18 protein-coding genes are annotated in these 15,121 nt (G+C 69.5%); 9 read left to right on the top strand and 9 right to left on the bottom strand.

Translation table 11 applies throughout. The annotated features are described in order from the left end of the window. Positions 1 to 7: 7 nt before the first annotated feature. A complete protein-coding gene (locus tag HMH01_RS14455; protein ID WP_171326467.1) occupies positions 8 to 2,074 on the bottom strand; it encodes a transglycosylase domain-containing protein in 2,067 nt (688 codons plus the stop codon). A gap of 283 nt (positions 2,075 to 2,357) precedes the next feature. Between HMH01_RS14455 and HMH01_RS14450 the strand changes: the two genes are divergently transcribed. Together HMH01_RS14450 and HMH01_RS14445 are read left to right on the top strand one after the other, a co-directional pair. Next, positions 2,358 to 2,696, top strand: coding sequence for a P-II family nitrogen regulator (locus tag HMH01_RS14450; RefSeq protein ID WP_171326466.1), 339 nt, complete (start codon positions 2,358 to 2,360; stop codon positions 2,694 to 2,696). A gap of 49 nt (positions 2,697 to 2,745) precedes the next feature. Beyond that, positions 2,746 to 4,101, top strand: a complete 1,356-nt coding sequence (locus HMH01_RS14445; RefSeq protein ID WP_171326610.1) for an ammonium transporter family protein — start codon at positions 2,746 to 2,748, stop codon at positions 4,099 to 4,101. A 74-nt stretch (positions 4,102 to 4,175) separates the two neighbouring features. On the opposite strand, the gene HMH01_RS14440 is transcribed toward HMH01_RS14445, so the two are convergent. Continuing rightward, complete coding sequence (locus tag HMH01_RS14440; protein ID WP_171326465.1) at positions 4,176 to 4,784, bottom strand: DUF2238 domain-containing protein; 609 nt, start codon at positions 4,782 to 4,784, stop codon at positions 4,176 to 4,178. Between the two features lie 84 nt (positions 4,785 to 4,868). Here HMH01_RS14440 and HMH01_RS14435 point away from each other — a divergent pair, with 84 nt between their 5' ends. Further along, positions 4,869 to 5,339: a GAF domain-containing protein gene (locus HMH01_RS14435; RefSeq protein WP_171326464.1), complete on the top strand. Its 471-nt coding sequence runs from the start codon at positions 4,869 to 4,871 to the stop codon at positions 5,337 to 5,339. 89 nt (positions 5,340 to 5,428) lie between these two features. On the opposite strand, the gene HMH01_RS14430 is transcribed toward HMH01_RS14435, so the two are convergent. From HMH01_RS14430 to lgt, 4 genes are all read right to left on the bottom strand, one after another. After that, positions 5,429 to 6,013 carry an ATP-dependent Clp protease proteolytic subunit gene (locus HMH01_RS14430; RefSeq protein WP_171326463.1) on the bottom strand — a complete coding sequence of 195 codons (585 nt, stop codon included), beginning with the start codon at positions 6,011 to 6,013 and terminating at the stop codon, positions 5,429 to 5,431. Positions 6,014 to 6,092: 79 nt separating this feature from the next. Then, positions 6,093 to 6,854 (bottom strand): peptidoglycan editing factor PgeF, encoded by a 762-nt coding sequence (pgeF, locus tag HMH01_RS14425; protein ID WP_171326462.1) that lies wholly within the window; start codon positions 6,852 to 6,854, stop codon positions 6,093 to 6,095. Further along, on the bottom strand, positions 6,854 to 7,888 hold the full coding sequence (locus HMH01_RS14420) for a class I SAM-dependent methyltransferase (RefSeq protein ID WP_343035322.1): 1,035 nt from the start codon (positions 7,886 to 7,888) through the stop codon (positions 6,854 to 6,856). Before HMH01_RS14420 ends, pgeF begins: the two co-directional genes overlap by 1 nt. After that, positions 7,885 to 8,781 (bottom strand): prolipoprotein diacylglyceryl transferase, encoded by an 897-nt coding sequence (lgt, locus tag HMH01_RS14415; RefSeq protein ID WP_171326461.1) that lies wholly within the window; start codon positions 8,779 to 8,781, stop codon positions 7,885 to 7,887. Before lgt ends, HMH01_RS14420 begins: the two co-directional genes overlap by 4 nt. A 130-nt stretch (positions 8,782 to 8,911) precedes the next feature. Between lgt and HMH01_RS14410 the strand changes: the two genes are divergently transcribed. The 3 genes from HMH01_RS14410 (at position 8,912) to proC (ending at position 10,823) form a co-directional block, all read left to right on the top strand. Further along, positions 8,912 to 9,166 (top strand): accessory factor UbiK family protein, encoded by a 255-nt coding sequence (locus HMH01_RS14410; protein ID WP_171326460.1) that lies wholly within the window; start codon positions 8,912 to 8,914, stop codon positions 9,164 to 9,166. Between the two features lie 220 nt (positions 9,167 to 9,386). Continuing rightward, positions 9,387 to 9,890: a type III secretion system chaperone family protein gene (locus HMH01_RS14405; RefSeq protein ID WP_171326459.1), complete on the top strand. Its 504-nt coding sequence runs from the start codon at positions 9,387 to 9,389 to the stop codon at positions 9,888 to 9,890. Positions 9,891 to 9,998: 108 nt separating this feature from the next. Then, positions 9,999 to 10,823, top strand: coding sequence for a pyrroline-5-carboxylate reductase (gene proC, locus HMH01_RS14400; protein ID WP_171326458.1), 825 nt, complete (start codon positions 9,999 to 10,001; stop codon positions 10,821 to 10,823). Positions 10,824 to 10,834: 11 nt separating this feature from the next. On the opposite strand, the gene ubiG is transcribed toward proC, so the two are convergent. Further along, the gene (gene ubiG / locus HMH01_RS14395) at positions 10,835 to 11,539 is read right to left on the bottom strand and encodes a bifunctional 2-polyprenyl-6-hydroxyphenol methylase/3-demethylubiquinol 3-O-methyltransferase UbiG (RefSeq protein ID WP_171326457.1); all 705 of its coding nucleotides are present in this window, start codon (positions 11,537 to 11,539) and stop codon (positions 10,835 to 10,837) included. 44 nt (positions 11,540 to 11,583) lie between these two features. Next, positions 11,584 to 12,411: an SDR family oxidoreductase gene (locus HMH01_RS14390; protein ID WP_171326456.1), complete on the bottom strand. Its 828-nt coding sequence runs from the start codon at positions 12,409 to 12,411 to the stop codon at positions 11,584 to 11,586. Positions 12,412 to 12,517: 106 nt separating this feature from the next. Here HMH01_RS14390 and HMH01_RS14385 point away from each other — a divergent pair, with 106 nt between their 5' ends. Continuing rightward, entirely contained in the window at positions 12,518 to 12,784 is a 267-nt protein-coding gene (locus tag HMH01_RS14385) for a hypothetical protein (RefSeq protein ID WP_171326455.1), read from the top strand. Here the strand turns inward: HMH01_RS14385 and dapB are convergent. Next, positions 12,781 to 13,596, bottom strand: coding sequence for a 4-hydroxy-tetrahydrodipicolinate reductase (gene dapB, locus HMH01_RS14380; RefSeq protein ID WP_171326454.1), 816 nt, complete (start codon positions 13,594 to 13,596; stop codon positions 12,781 to 12,783). The two genes, HMH01_RS14385 and dapB, sit on opposite strands and share 4 nt — an antisense overlap. 104 nt (positions 13,597 to 13,700) lie before the next feature. On the opposite strand from dapB, the gene rbfA reads away from it, so the two are divergent. Both rbfA and truB read left to right on the top strand, forming a co-directional pair. Then, the gene (gene rbfA, locus HMH01_RS14375) at positions 13,701 to 14,141 is read left to right on the top strand and encodes a 30S ribosome-binding factor RbfA (RefSeq protein WP_171326453.1); all 441 of its coding nucleotides are present in this window, start codon (positions 13,701 to 13,703) and stop codon (positions 14,139 to 14,141) included. A 5-nt stretch (positions 14,142 to 14,146) separates the two neighbouring features. Next, the gene (gene truB, locus HMH01_RS14370; RefSeq protein ID WP_171326452.1) at positions 14,147 to 15,055 is read left to right on the top strand and encodes a tRNA pseudouridine(55) synthase TruB; all 909 of its coding nucleotides are present in this window, start codon (positions 14,147 to 14,149) and stop codon (positions 15,053 to 15,055) included. The last annotated feature ends 66 nt before the right edge of the window (positions 15,056 to 15,121 follow it).

Here is a 15,121-nt window from a genome sequence, read left to right as displayed (position 1 = left end):
GTGCGGGTCAGTAAAGCCCGCTCGCGCCGAAGATGCCGCCGATGACCTGTTGCAGGATGTTGCCGGCCACAGGATCGTCGCCCATGTCGGGCAGCCGCGTTCCGGGCACCTCCGGCACCACCATCGGCAGCGGCGTGGGCGGCAACCCCTCGTGCACACGAAGCATCGTCTCGCGCCAGATCTCGGCGGGCAGCCCGCCGCCGGTAACGCCGCTCAGCGGCGTGTTGTCGTCATAGCCCATCCAGACGCCCGCGACGTAATCGCCGGTGAAGCCGATGAACCAGGCATCGCGCGCGGCCTGCGTCGTGCCGGTCTTGCCCGCCGCCGGCCGGTCGGGCAGTTGCGCCCGCTGGCCGGTGCCATTGGCGATCACCTCGGACATCATGTAGACCAGCATCCCCGCCGCCTCTGGGTCCAGCACCGGGATCGGGGCCTGGCGGTCGGTGCCCATCAGCACCGTGTTGTCGCCCTTCAGCCGCAGGTCGATCACCCCGTAGGGCATCGACCGCTGACCCTGGTTCAGGATGCCCGCATAGGCGCCGGTCAGTTCCAGCAGCGTCGCCTCGGACACGCCCAGCGCCAGGGACGGCCCGTCGGCCAGGGGCCGCTCGATGCCCAGGTCCTGCGCGATGGCGCGGACGCGGGTGCGCCCGACCTGTTCCGACACCTTGACCGCGACCGTATTGATCGATTCCCGGAAAGCCTCGGTCAGGGTGATCTCGCCCAGGTATTCACGGGTGTAGTTCTGCGGGCTCCATGGCCCCGAGCCGGGCACGTTCAGCGTGATCGGGCTGTCCACCACCATGTCGAGCGGGTGCATCCCCGCCATCAGGCCGGCGGCGTAGACGAAGGGCTTGAAGGCGGATCCGGGCTGGCGCAGCGCCTGCGTGGCGCGGTTGAACTGCCCCGCCTGCGCGGCCCCGGTGTTGCGCCCGCCCACCATCGCGCGCACCGCGCCGTCGGGCGACATCACCACGATCGCCGCCTGCGCCTTCGACCCCTCGCGCACCTTGGTGGAAAATATCTCGGCCAGCGCCGTCTCGGCCGCGCGCTGCAGGCGCGGATCGAAGGTGGTGCGCAGGACCACGTCCTCGCTGGTCTGGTTGGTCAGGAAGCTGGGCCCCGCCGACATGACCCAATCGGCGAAATAGCCGCCCGCCCGCGCCGATGCCGCGTCCGACAGCTGCGCCGGCAGGGCGCGCGCAAGCTCTGCATCCACCCGCGACAGGTAGCCCTGCTCCTCCATCAGCCCGATGATGACCTCGGCCCGGCCCTGCGCCGCCTCGATGTCGCTGGTGGGCGCATAGCGCGACGGCGCCTTCAGGAGCCCCGCAAGCATCGCCGCCTCGGCCGGGGTCACGTTGCGCGCCGACTTGCCGAAATAGCGCTGCGCCGCCGCCTCGAAGCCCTGTGCGCCCGCGCCCAGGTAGGCCCGGTTCAGATAGATCGAAAGGATCTCTTCCTTGGTGTACTTCGCCTCCATCGCCAGGACGTAGGGCACCTGCTTGATGTGCCGCTCCAGCGACCGGGTATTCTCGAAGAACAGCAGCTTCGCCACCTGCTGCGTAATGGTGGATCCGCCCTGCACCACGCGCCCGGCCCGCAGGTTCGCGGCCATCGCCCGCGCGATGCCGATGGGGTCCAGCCCGAAATGATCGTGGAACCGCCGATCCTCGGTCGCGATCACCGCGTTGACCAGGTGCGGGCTCGCCGTCTCGGCGCGGGTGGTGACGTATTGCTGCCCCCGCCAGGCAAAGGTGTTGCCTTCCCGGTCGAGCAGCGTCACCGAGCCGCGCTCGCGCCCGTCGAGCAGCGCCTCCGCTTCGGGCAACTGCGCATAGGCCCAGAGCGTCGCGCCGCCCAGGATGATGCCGCCGATCACGGCGGTGCGCAGCCCCAGCCACCAGAGCACCCGGACGATCAGCCCGAACAGCAGGAATCGCAGCACCCGCTCGAATAGGCCGGGGCCGGATGATCCCCGGCGTGCGGGGGCTGTCGCCTTGCGGGGGCGCGTCGGGGTGCGGCGCGGGCGCTTCGGCGCCCCGCCCCTGCCTGTGCTGTCGCGTCTGGCCATGTGACCGGCCTTTTCTCTGAGCTGCTCGTTTTGCGTGAGTCTATCCGTTCCGCCTGCCTTTGTGGAGAGGCAAGCACGCGGACATGATGTGCACACGAATTAGGCAATGCTGCATTTGTATGCACATTTTGGGCACGGAAACCCGGATTCTGTCGAATCCACCGCCGCGTTCCTGGGCAAATTTCTGGCCAACGGCGCAGTCCCGCTCTCTTTTCCGCCCATCACCCGATGGTGAAGGACGCGCGCCCGCCGAAAGGCAGCCGCCAATGAGCAAGGGGAAACGATGAAGCTGATCATTGCAGTGATCAAACCGTTCAAACTGGAGGAGGTCCGCGAGGCCCTCACCCGGATTGGTGTCCAGGGTTTGATGGTTTCTGAAGTGAAGGGGTACGGCCGCCAGGCTGGCCATACCGAAATCTACAGGGGCGCGGAGTACGTCGTGAACTTCGTTCCCAAGGTGAAGCTCGAACTCGTGGTGGCGGACGAGATGGTCGAGAAGGTGGTCGAAACGCTCTCCGGAACCGCCAAGACCGGCAAGATCGGGGATGGGAAGGTCTTCGTCCTCGACGTGGAACAGGCGCTGCGCGTCCGCACCGGTGAAACCGGTGACGAAGCGCTCTGACCTGCTGCGGGCACTCCAACAAGGATCTGGTGAAATGAACTCGAAAACGATGAAACTTCTGGGGCTTGCCGGTGCCGCGCTGCTGGTCGCCACGCCCCTTCTGGCACAGGATGCCGCCGTCGAGGCAGCCGCGCCGACCGGTGAGGCGGCCGAGCATACGGTCTTCATCTTCAACTCGCTGCTGTTCCTGATCGGCGGCTTCCTCGTGTTCTGGATGGCGGCCGGCTTCGCCATGCTCGAGGCGGGGCTGGTGCGCTCCAAGAACGTCACCATGCAGCTGACGAAGAACATCGCGCTCTTCTCGCTGGCCGCGATCATGTACTACCTGATCGGCTACAACCTGATGTATCCGCTGGGCAACTGGTCCATCGGCACCGACGAGACGGGCGGCTATCTCGGCGCCTTCGGCGTCGCCGTGCTCGAGGCCGTGGGCATCGCGGCCGAGGATGCGGACGACCTGTCCTACGCCTCCACCGGCTCGGACTTCTTCTTCCAGCTGATGTTCTGCGCGACCACCGCCTCGATCGTCTCGGGCACCCTGGCCGAGCGCATCAAGCTCTGGCCGTTCCTGGTCTTCACCATCATCCTGACCGGCCTGATCTACCCGATCCAGGCCTCCTGGAAATGGGGCGGCGGCTTCCTCGACAGCCAGTTCGGCTTCCTCGACTTCGCCGGCTCCACGGTCGTGCACTCGGTCGGCGGCTGGGCGGCACTTGCCGGCGCCATCCTTCTGGGCGCACGCAAGGGCAAGTACGGCGCGAACGGCCAGGTCAACCCGATCCTCGGCTCCAACCTCGCGCTTGCCACGCTCGGCACCTTCATCCTGTGGCTCGGCTGGTTCGGCTTCAACGGCGGCTCGCAGCTGGCGATGGGCACCGTGGGTGACGTGGCCGATGTCAGCCGCATCTTCGCCAACACCAACGCGGCCGCGGCCGGCGGCGCCGTCGTCGCCCTGCTGCTGACCCAGCTGGTCTATGGCAAGGTGGACCTTACCATGGTGCTGAACGGCGCCCTGGCGGGCCTGGTGTCGATCACGGCCGAGCCGCTGACCCCGACGCTGGGCATGGCCACCCTGATCGGCGGCGTGGGCGGCGTGATCGTGGTCTTCGGCGTGCCCTTCCTCGACAAGCTCAAGATCGACGATGTGGTCGGCGCGATCCCGGTGCACCTGTTCGCCGGCATCTGGGGCACGCTCGCGGTCCTGCTGACCAACTCGGACGCGACCTTCATGGGCCAGCTCATGCCGATCATCATCGTGGGCGTGTTCGTCTTCGTGGTCAGCTTCGTGGTCTGGACCATCCTCAAGGCCACGATGGGCATCCGCGTGGACGAGGAAGCCGAGGTCAACGGCCTCGACATGGCGGAACTCGGCATGGAAGCCTATCCCGAGTTCGGCAAGGGCTGACCCCGAGCCTCACCCGGCGCGGCACCGCCGTGCCGGATGCAACCCGGCCCCGGACCACATCGGTCCGGGGCCTTTCATTTGTCCCGCGCCGCGATCACCAGCATCGCGATCATGGCGCCCGCCGCGTTGAACACCAGGTCGAGCGAGGTGTTGACGTAGCCGCCCACATGCGTCTCCGGCACCGACAGCACGGCGGCGAACTCGATCATCTCGTTGAACGATCCAAGCCCCATCGCCCCCAGCACCGGATAGACCCGGATCGTGGTCGTGCCCCGCAGGTCCGGGAAATGCCGCGCCATCAGGTGCCACAGAAGCCAGGCCGTCACGCCAAAGCCATAGGCATGCACCAGCTGGTCGTACTTGAGGATCGTCATCTCCCCTTCCGACACCAGCGGCACCAGCTGCAACGCGTAAAGCACCGAGCCGTTCACCGGCACCGCACCCCCGGCCATGTGCGCAAGCCCCCAGGCCGACAGCGCCCAGAGCATCGGGCGCGGCCAGGCGGCGGTCCGCAGGCTCAGGCCCAGCAGGCCGATGAAGACCATCATCGTGCCCACATACACCATGAACTCCAGGTTCCCACGCGCAAGGAACCAGCTCGTGAACCCCGCGCCATAGGCCAGCGTGAAACCCAGCACCACCCAGTCGCCCGCCTCGAAACGTCTCGCCTGCGTGTCGCCCATCGCGCCCTCCCGCCTGATCTGCGCGCATGCTACGCCGGCGCGGCGCCGCTTGACAGCCGCCGCGCGCCAAGGCACCTGCGCATCATGGACCAGAACATCGCCCCGACCGACAGCGTCACCGCCCGCATCCACGCCCTCTGCGAAGGCGAGGACGACGCCATCGCGAAGATGGCCACCATCGCCTGCGAGCTCTACCACGCGTACGACCGCTTCGACTGGGTGGGGTTCTACCGGGTGACGGCGCCGGGGCTGCTCAAGATCGGGCCCTACCAGGGCGGCCATGGCTGCCTGGTGATCCCGTTCGCGCGGGGCGTCTGCGGCGCCGCCGCGCGCGAGGGGCGCACGCAACTGGTGCCCGACGTGGACGCCTTCCCGGGCCACATCGCCTGCTCGTCCTCGACCCGCTCGGAAATCGTCGTGCCGGTCTTCGACGCGGAAGGCCGCCTCATCGCCGTCCTCGACATCGACAGCAACCGCCCCGACGCCTTCACCAAGGACGATCAGGCCATGCTCGAACGCCTTATGGCGGATATCTTCGCAAGACCCGCCGCCTGAGCGCGCGGCCCCCGCCTTCCACTTTCTTCAAATATCCCCGCCGGAGGCATGCGGCGCCGCGACCCGCGCGGCGCCCGGGGATCAGCGCGTCACTTCAACTCGTCCGCGCTGCGCACCACCTTGTGCAGGATGCCATAGGCCTGCGCCTCCTCGGTGGTCATCCACTTGTCGCGCTCGATGTCCTTGCGCACCTGGTCGATATCGGTGCCCGTGGTCTTCGAGATGATATGCGCCAGCCGCTCGCGCATCCGCTCGATCTGCTCGGCCTGGATCTCGATGTCCGACACCTTGCCGCCGACCCCGCCCGAGGGCTGGTGGATCAGGAAGCGGGTGTTGGGCAGGCAGTAGCGATCCTCCTTCTCCGCGGCCAGGAAGATATGCGTCCCGGCCGAGGCGACCCAGCCGGTGCCGACCATGATCACCCGCGGCTTGATGAACTGGATGATGTCGTGGATCGTGTCGCCCGCCTCGACATGTCCGCCCTGGCTGTTGACGAACATGGTGATGGGGTCGTCGCTTTCCTCGGCCAGCGCCAGAAGCTGCGCGGTGACGCGCTTGGCCATCTTCTGGTCGATGCCCTCGCAGATGATGATCTTGCGCGCGGCCATCAGCTTCGAGGTCACCGGATCGGCGCCCCGGCCTTCGGTCGTGTCTTTCTCGGTCTCGGCGGTCATGTCGCTTCCCTGAAATGCTTTGCATCCGAGGTAAGCCCCTTTGGCACGGGTGGCAAGGGTCGAGCCCCGCGATGCCCGCCTACAGCCGGATCGCAGAGATCAGCCGCCCGTAATCCGGTTCCCTCGCATGGGTGGTGCGGCGGTAGGAATAGAACCGTCCGGGGTCCGAATAGGTGCAGTGCCCGATCCATTCCGCGCTGCCCACGCCCGCGCCCCGCAGCCGGTGCAGCACGAAGCCCGGCAGGTCGAACATCGCCCGGTCGCCGCTGCCGCCCGCGAAGAAGCGGTCATGGTCCGGATCCTCGTCGAGAAAGCGGTCCATGAATTCCGGGCCCACCTCATAGGCGCGCTGGCTGATCGCGGGGCCCACCACGGCGGTGATGCGCGCGCGGTCCGCGCCCAGCCCCTCCATCGCGTCCAGCGTCGCCTCCAGCACGCCGCCGATGGCACCCTTCCAGCCAGAATGCGCCGCGCCGACAACCCCCGCCCCGGGGTCCGCGAACAGCACCGGCGCGCAATCGGCGGCCAGCGCGCCGATGGCGATGCCGGGCGTGGCCGTCACCAGCGCGTCGGCGCGCGGCTTTTCCGCCCAGCGCGTCGTCTCGTCCACCACCACCACATCGGCCGAATGGACCTGGTGCAGCGAGTAAAGCCGCTCTGGCGCGACCCCCAGCGCCTGCGCCACCCGCGCGCGGTTCTCGGCCACCGCCTCGGGCGCGTCGTCCGATCCGGGGCCGCAGTTCAGCCCCTCATAGACCCCTTTCGACACCCCGCCGCGACGGGTGAAGAAGCCATGGGTCAGCCCGCGCAGCGCCGGCGTGGTCAGTATCTCGAGCGTCATCAGCCAAATCCCGGTGTTTGCGGCGCGCCCCGCGGGGTCAGCGCCAGGACCTTGAACAGGGTTCCCATTTCATCCGGATGGGTCAAGCGGCGGTGCTGGCCGGCGATCTCGTCGGCGCGGTCCCCCCGCGCCAGCGCCTGCGCCCGCGCGGTGATCCCCAGCCGTTCCAGAAAGACGCCCTGCGTCGTGAAATCCGCCCGCAAGGGCGCCGCCGCCTCGGCGATCCAGCGAAAGCCCACATGCGCCGTCAGGTCGGCCGTGCCCGCCGTCGCCAGCACGTCCGCCGGCGCATGGCCCGCCAGCGCCTGAAGCGTGTCGCCGTGGCCCGCCCAGTCGCCGTAATCGACGAACAGGCACCGCGCGCCCCGCGCGGCAAGCTCTGCCGCCACCGCCTCGGCGGGCGCGCAGGTCTCGACCAGCGTGCCATCCGCCACGTCCGCAAAGCGGCGGTCGAGTTCGGGGTCCGCCGCTGCCGGCGCCAGCCCGAAGGCAAGCTGGTCCCCCTCCAGCCCGACCATCCGCTCGCGCCACAGGGCGCCCTCGCGCAGGAACTGCCGGATCGGCAGCGCATCCAGGAATTCGTTCGCCACCACGAACAGGGGCGCGTCCTGCGGCAGGTCCGCCACCCGGTCGGCCCAGCGCGCGCCGGGCACCGCCTGCGCCTGCGCGCGGCGCAGCACGGGGCTCGTCTCCACCAGCCAGACCTCGGCGGCCTCCGTGAAGCCCGGCGCCAGTCTTGCTGCGCGCAGCATGTCGGCCATCAGCGTCCCGCGCCCGGGGCCGAGTTCCGCCAGCACGAAGCGGGCGGGCGCGCCCGCGTCGGCCCAGACCTGCGCCAGCCACAGGCCCAGCATCTCGCCGAACATCTGGCTGATCTCGGGCCCGGTGATGAAATCGCCACGCGCGCCCAGCGGGTCGCGGGTGGTGTAATAGCCGTGCTCGGGATCGGTCAGGCAGGCCGCCATGAACTCCGACACCCGCATCGGCCCAAGGCCCGCGATCCGCCGCGCGAGCCTTTCGCCCAAGCGTGTCACGCCCGTTTCCGCGCGACCAGCAGCACCGCCAGCCCGATGCCCACCATCGGCAGCGACAGAAGCTGGCCCATGGTCAGCCCGAAGGCGTCGATCCCGCCCCCGAAGCGCAGCACATGGCCGAACGGGTTGTCGGGCGTGACGAACTGGACATCGGCCTGCCGGAAGCCCTCGACGATGGTGCGCGCAAGCCCGTAGCCCAGCAGGAACACGCCCGTCACGCGCCCCGGTGTGCGTAGCCAGCCCAGCCGGGTCACGCCCCACAGGATCACCAGCCCCAGCACCAACCCCTCGAGCCCCGCCTCGTAAAGCTGGCTCGGGTGCCGCCCGCAGGGATCGCCGAATTCCGGCGGGCAGATCTGCGCGGCCGGGCTGGGAAACGCCACGCCCCAGGGCAGGTTGGTCGGCCGGCCCCACAATTCGGCGTTGATGAAATTGGCGACGCGCCCGAAGAACAGCCCGACCGGCGTGACGGCCGCCACCGCGTCGGCGACCCGCATCACCGGCAGCCGGTTCGCGGCCGAATAGCCGACGATCCCCGCCATCACCCCCAGCAGCCCGCCGTGAAAGGACATGCCCCCCTGCCAGACCGCCAGGATCTCTCCGGGGTTCTGGCTGTAATAGTCCCAGTTGTAGAACAGCACGAAGCCCAGCCGCCCGCCCAGCACCACGCCCAGCACCATCCAGGTCAGCAGATCCTCGGGCTGCTTCGGCGTCATCGGCGGCTTGCCGCCCCACAGCGCGGGCCGCTTCATCATCCGCGCGACCAGCCACCAGCCCAGGCCAAGCCCGGCGATATAGGCCAGCGCGTACCAGCGCAGCGCGAACTCCATGCCGAACAGGCTCAGGCTGAAGATCTCGGGCGCGATGTCCGGAAAGGGCAGGGCGGCCAGCATGGGGGCTCCTTCGGGGTGGCTCGGGTCGCCCGCCGTGATCCCGCGCAGGCTGGCCCAAGTCAAGCGCCGCCTTGGCAAATGCACCGCAGCCGCCATATAAGGCGGACCAACCGACCGAAAGGCCAGACCGATGCAGACCCGTTCCCGGATCCTCGACGACATCTCGCAGCTGATGACCAACGCCATGGGCGTGGCGCAGGGTGCCCGCGAAGAGGCCGAGACCGCGATGAAAAGCCTGATGGACCGCTGGCTGGCGGACCGCGACCTCGTCACCCGCGAGGAATTCGAGGCCGTGCGCGCCATGGCCCAGAAGGCGCGCGAGGAAAACGCCGCGCTCGAGGCCCGGATCGCCGCGCTGGAAGCGGCCGCTGCCCGCGACGCCTGACGCCCGGGCCATCCCTTCCGCAGGACTGCACAAGCCGCAGGCAGGCCCACCGCGCCTGACAGGTTGTCATGCGAAGTTAACGAAAATTGTCTTTACTCGACTCGATTTTCTGCGACGATATGTGGTAGGTCGGGCGCGAAATCGACCCGACCTGTTGATATCCCCACAGCCCCTTGCGGGGTTCTGCTCCGCCAGCGGCCATTTCTAGAGGGACCAGGGCATGAGCACTGTCGAGCACGACTTTCTCACCGAAGATCTCCACCCCATCGACATTGTCGAGACGCTGGCCGAGCGCCACGAGTGGGACTTCGACCGCGTGGCCGAGGATCAGATCGCCATGGCGATCGAAGGCGCGTGGCGGACCTATTCCGTCACCCTCGCCTGGAACGGCCATGACGAGACCCTGCGCCTGATCTGCGCCTTCGACATGGACCCGCCGAAAAAGCGCCGGTCCGCGCTCTGCGCCGCGATGGAAAAGGCCAACGACAAGTGCTGGGCCGGGGCCTTCACGCTCTGGCCCGACCAGAAGCTGATGGTCTGGCGCTATGGCCTGATCCTGTCGGGCGGCGCCACCGCCTCGGCCGAGCAGATCGCCGAGATGATGCGCACCGCCGTCACCAGCTGCGAGCGGTTCTTCCCCGCCTTCCAGCTGGTCGCCTGGGGCGGAGAGACGCCCGAGGCGGCCATGCAGATCGCCATGACCGAAGCCTATGGCCGCGCCTGAGGGCGCATGACCCCGGCTTGACAGGCCGGGGGCAGACCTGCACCACCGGGCATGACGGGCCCCGGCCTTGCGCCGGGGCCTCTGCTTTCAGGCACGGGGAGTAAAGCCATGGGAATTTTCGACCGGATCGCAGACAAGGGGATCCTGCTTCTGGGCTGCGGCAAGATGGGGTCCGCCATGCTCGAGGGCTGGCTCTCCAAGGGCCTGCCGCCCCAGGCGATCCATGTGCGCGACCCGAACCCGTCCGACCGGCTGAAGGCGCTGGCGGGGCAGGGGCTGCACCTGAACGCGGACCTGCCCGCCGCGCCGGCGATCTGCCTTGTCGCCGTCAAGCCGCAGATGATGGGCGCGGCCCTTCCGGATGTGGCGGCATTGGGCGGCGGGCCCACGCTTGTCCTTTCCATCGCCGCGGGCACCCCCATCGCCCGCTTCGAGCAGGTCTTCGGCGCGGCCACGCCCATCGTCCGCGCCATGCCCAACACCCCCGCCGCCATCGGCCGCGGCATCACCGCGCTGATCGGCAACGATGCCGCCGGCCCCGCCCATCTCGACATGGCCGAGGCGGTGCTCGCCGCCATAGGCGAGACGGTGCGGCTGGAGCACGAGGACCAGATCGACGCCGTCACCGGCCTGTCCGGCTCCGGGCCCGCCTATGTCTTCCACCTGATCGAATGCCTTGCCGCCGCGGGCGAGGCCGAGGGACTCGCCCCCGCGCTGGCCATGCGGCTTGCCAAGGCGACCGTCGCGGGCGCGGGCATGCTCGCGATGGAGGCGGACGAGGGTCCGGCCCAGCTGCGCGCCAACGTGACCAGCCCGAACGGCACGACGCAGGCCGGGCTCGCCGTGCTGATGGATGCCGAAAACGGCCTGCCGCCGCTGATCCGCGCGACGGTCGCCGCCGCCGCCGGCCGCAGCCGCGAACTCAAGGGTTAGGGCCTGCCGCCTCAGCCCCCGGCGACCGCGGTGCCCATGTAGATCACCGATTTCAGCGGCACCGTGCCAAAGGTGAAATCGCCGCGCCGGTTCAGCCCGCGCGGCCCCAGCCCGGTGATCGGCCCCGGCGCCAGCCCCGCCTTGCGCATCATCGCGTGCAACTCGGCGGGACGGATGAACAGCGCCGGGTCATGGGTGCCCCTGGGCAGCAGGCGCAGCACGTCCTCGGCCATGCTCACCACCGCCAGCCGCGCAAGCGCCGTGCGGTTGATCGTGTCGTAAAGGAACATGCCCCCCGGCCGCAGCACCCGCGCAACCTCCGCCAGCGTCCGCTCGACCGATGTGACATGCTCCAGCACATCGACGCAGACGACATGGTCGAAGCTGCCATCCTCGTAAGGAAGGGCCTCGCCCACGCCCACGGCATAGCCGATCTCCAGCCCTTCGCCCGCGGCATGGGCGCGCGCCGCCTCGATCGCGCCTTCCGACGGGTCGATCCCCGATACCACCGCGCCGCGCCGGGCCAGCGCCTCGGCCAGGAAACCGCCGCCGCAGCCCAGGTCCAGCACCCGCCTGCCAGCCCAGTCGCCGGCGAAACGCTCGAAATAGCGCAGCCGGGCCGGCACCATGTTGTGCAGCACCCGAAGCCAGCGCTCCGAGCCGTCCCACCATTGCGCGGCGTAGCGGTCATAGATGTCCAGGTCGTTGCGCTTCATGGTCCCGCCTTTCGCCGGCCGAAATGGCCCGTCCCCCGGCGGGGTCAAGGCTCCAGCGTGTTGGCGAACAGATCGATCGGCGCCTGCGCCGACATGCCGCCATCCAGCGGCAGGATCGCCCCCGACACATAGGCCCCCGCCCGCGAGCACAGGTACAGCACCGCGCCCGCCAGGTCATCGGCCTGCCCGATCCGGCCCAGCGGCACGTTGCGCCCGACGCGGGCCGCCCCATCCTCGGTCCCGGTCGCGAAGGCGGTCATCCGGCTGGCGAAGGGGCCGGGCGCCAGCGCGTTGCAGGTGATGTGCCGCGCCGCCAGTTCGCCCGCCAGCACCCGCGTCATGTGGTGCATGGCCGCCTTGGACATGGTGTAGGAATAGGCGCCCTCGGTCACCGGAACCGTGCCCATGACCGAGCCGATATTGACGATCCGCGCCGGATCCCCGGGGCTGGCCGCCGCCGCCAGCAGCGGCGTCAGCTCCCGCGTCAGGGTAAAGGCGCCCGCCACGTTCACGGCAAGGACCCGCTCCCATTGCGCATGGGGAAAGCTCTCATAGGGCGCGCCCCAGCTGATGCCCGCATTGTTCACCAGGATGTCCAGCCGCGCGCCGCCCGCGCGCACCCGCTCGGCCAGCGCCAGGATCGCCGCCTCGCTGCCCACGTCGCCCCCGAAGCCCGTCACCCGCCCCGGATGGCCCAGCGCGTTGATCTCGTCCGCGACCGCCGCGCAGCGATCGGCCTTGCGCGAGACGATCGCGACATCGGCCCCGCCCATCGCCAGCGCCTCGGCGATCATCCGCCCGATGCCGGAACTGCCCCCCGTCACCAGCGCCCGCTTTCCCGCGACCGAGAACAGCTTCGTCAGATCACGCATCCCTCACCCTTTCTTGCTTGAAACGACCGGGGCCCAGGCCTTGGCATGTCACAGTTGGGCCATAATTCCGCATCATGTCCCGTCGAACTAGGTGGTGGCGAGTGATATGATTCTCTTTGCATGCATCCTTTCGGGTGCGATCGGCGCGCAACTGGCGGCAGGCTTGTCGCCCCGACGTGCATTTTCCTTCGGTGTGAACCTCGGGCTGGGCCTGATCGGCGGGACCCTTGCCTGGGCCTCCTTCAGCTGGCTCGCCATGCTGGAGCCGTCGCTCTCCACCTTCCTCGCCATCCTCACCGTCGGCGGAGGCATCGGCGCGCTGGTGACCCTGGGCCTTGGCAGTCTGCGCAACATCCTGCTGCGCGACGCCTAGTCCCGCATCCCCAGCACGTCGATCATGTCATAGGCGCCGGGCTTGCGGCCCTGGCCCCACAGCGCCGCCCGCACCGCGCCCCGGGCGAATATCATCCGGTCGGTCGCCAGGTGCCGCAGCACGATCCGCTCGCCATCGGCGGCAAAGATCACGTCATGCTCGCCCACCACGTCGCCGCCCCTGAGCGCGGCAAGGCCGATATCGCCGCGCCGCCGCGCCCCGGTCTGCCCGTCGCGGCCGCGGTCCGCGACATCCGCGAACGCCACGCCACGCCCCGCGGCCGCGGCCTCGCCCAGCATCAGCGCCGTGCCCGAGGGCGCGTCCACCTTGTGCCGGTGGTGCATCTCCACGATCTCGATGTCGAAATCCTCGCCCAGCGCCTGCGCCACCTTGCGCGTGAGCAGCGTCAGCAGGTTCACGCCCAGGCTCATGTTGCCCGCCCGCACCTGCACCGAATGCCGCTGCGCGGGCTCCAGCGCCGCGATCTCCTTGTCGGTGAAGCCGGTGGTCCCGATCACATGCACGCAACGCGCCTGCGCCGCCAGCGCCGCATTGGCCAGCGTCGCCTGCGGGGTGGTGAAGTCGATCACCGCATCGGCGCCGGCGAACACCTCCAGCGGATCGTCGCTGACCGTGACGCCGCGCGCGGGCCCGCCCATCGCCTCGCCCAGGTCGCGGCCGATCCAGGCATGGCCGGGCCGCTCGGTCACGCCGGTCAGCGTTGCGGCCTCCGCCTCGCCCACGGCGCGGATCAGCATCTGCCCCATGCGCCCGGCCGCGCCCATCACCCCGATCCTGACCTTGCCCTGCATCCGCACTTCTCCTGTCCCTTGGTCCGCTTGGCCCTTCTAAGCGCCATTCCCGCGCTTGGCAAAGCCGGCGCGAGGGCCTAGATGGGGCGAAACGAGGGAAAACCATGCCAAGACACAGCACCGCCGGGGGCGCAGGCCCCAGCCAGCGCCAGTTGCGCGTCGCGGAACTGATCCGCCGGGCGCTGTCGGACGTGTTCGCGCGCGGCGACCTGCACGACCCGGGCCTTGCCGGCGCCTCGATCACCGTGGGAGAGGTGCGCACCAGCCCCGACCTGCGCCACGCCACCGTCTTCGTGCTGCCCCTGGGCGGCGCCGGGGCCGAGGCGCTGATCGGCACCCTCAACCGCAACCGCGCCGAATTGCGCCGCGCCGTCACCCGCTCGGTCGACCTGAAATTCTCGCCCGAGTTGCGCTTCGAGGTGGACACCACCTTCGACCAGATGGACGCCACGCGACGGATGCTTGCGGACCCGCGCGTGACCCGCGACCTCGATCGCGACGACGACGACGACGAAGACGCCGACCGGCGCGACGAAGAGGAATAGGACCCGTGGCACGCCGCAAGAAGGGCCGGGACCTGTCCGGCTGGCTGATCGTGGACAAGCCCGCGGGGCTGACCTCGGCCACCATCGTGAACAAGGCGCGCTGGCTGCTGGACGCGAAGAAGGCGGGCCATGCCGGCACGCTCGACCCCTCGGCCACTGGCCTGCTGGTCGTGGCCTTCGGCGAGGCGACCAAGGTGCTGCCTTACGTCACCGACGCGCTGAAGGAATACGAATTCACCATCCGCTGGGGCGCCGCCACCACCACCGACGACGCCGACGGAGAGGTGACAGCCACCGCCCCCGCGCGCCCCGACCGCGCCGCGATCGAGTCCGCGCTTCCCGCCTTTCGCGGGGATATCCTGCAAGTGCCGCCCGCCTTTTCCGCCGTCAAGGTGGACGGCGAACGCGCCTACGCGCTGGCCCGCGACGGCGAGACGCCGGAACTTGCCGCCCGGCCGCTGCATGTGGCGGAACTGGAATTGCTGGACTGCCCCGACGCCGACACCGCCCGCCTGCGCATGATCTGCGGCAAGGGCGGCTATGTCCGCGCCATCGCCCGCGACCTCGGGCAGGTGCTGGGCTGCCTCGGCCATGTGCTGACCCTGCGCCGCACCTGGTCGGGCCCCTTCACCCTGGCCCGGGGCCCGGTGCTGCGATGGTCGGACGACCTGACGCGCGAGGATCTGGAACCGATGCTCCTGGCCCTCGAGGCGGGCCTTGCCGACCTGCCGCAATGCCGCTGCGATCCGGCGGCGGCCGGGCGGCTGGCCAACGGGAACGACGCGGCCGTGCTGTCCACCGACGCGGACAACGGCGAGGAAGCCTGGGCCTCCGTCGCCGGGCGCCCCGTGGCGCTGGGCGTCTACAAGTTCGGTATGTTCAGCCCCAGCCGGGTCTTCAACCTCGGCGCGTGACCCCGAAGGATCCGGGTCTCAGAAGATCGGCGCCGGGGTCGTGCCCCAGTGCGCGCCCGCAAGGAT

The organism is Halovulum dunhuangense (genome assembly GCF_013093415.1).
Taxonomy (GTDB): domain Bacteria; phylum Pseudomonadota; class Alphaproteobacteria; order Rhodobacterales; family Rhodobacteraceae; genus Halovulum; species Halovulum dunhuangense.
The sequence above is the reverse complement of the archived record's forward strand: the minus strand, read 5'-3'. Positions and strand labels throughout refer to the sequence as shown.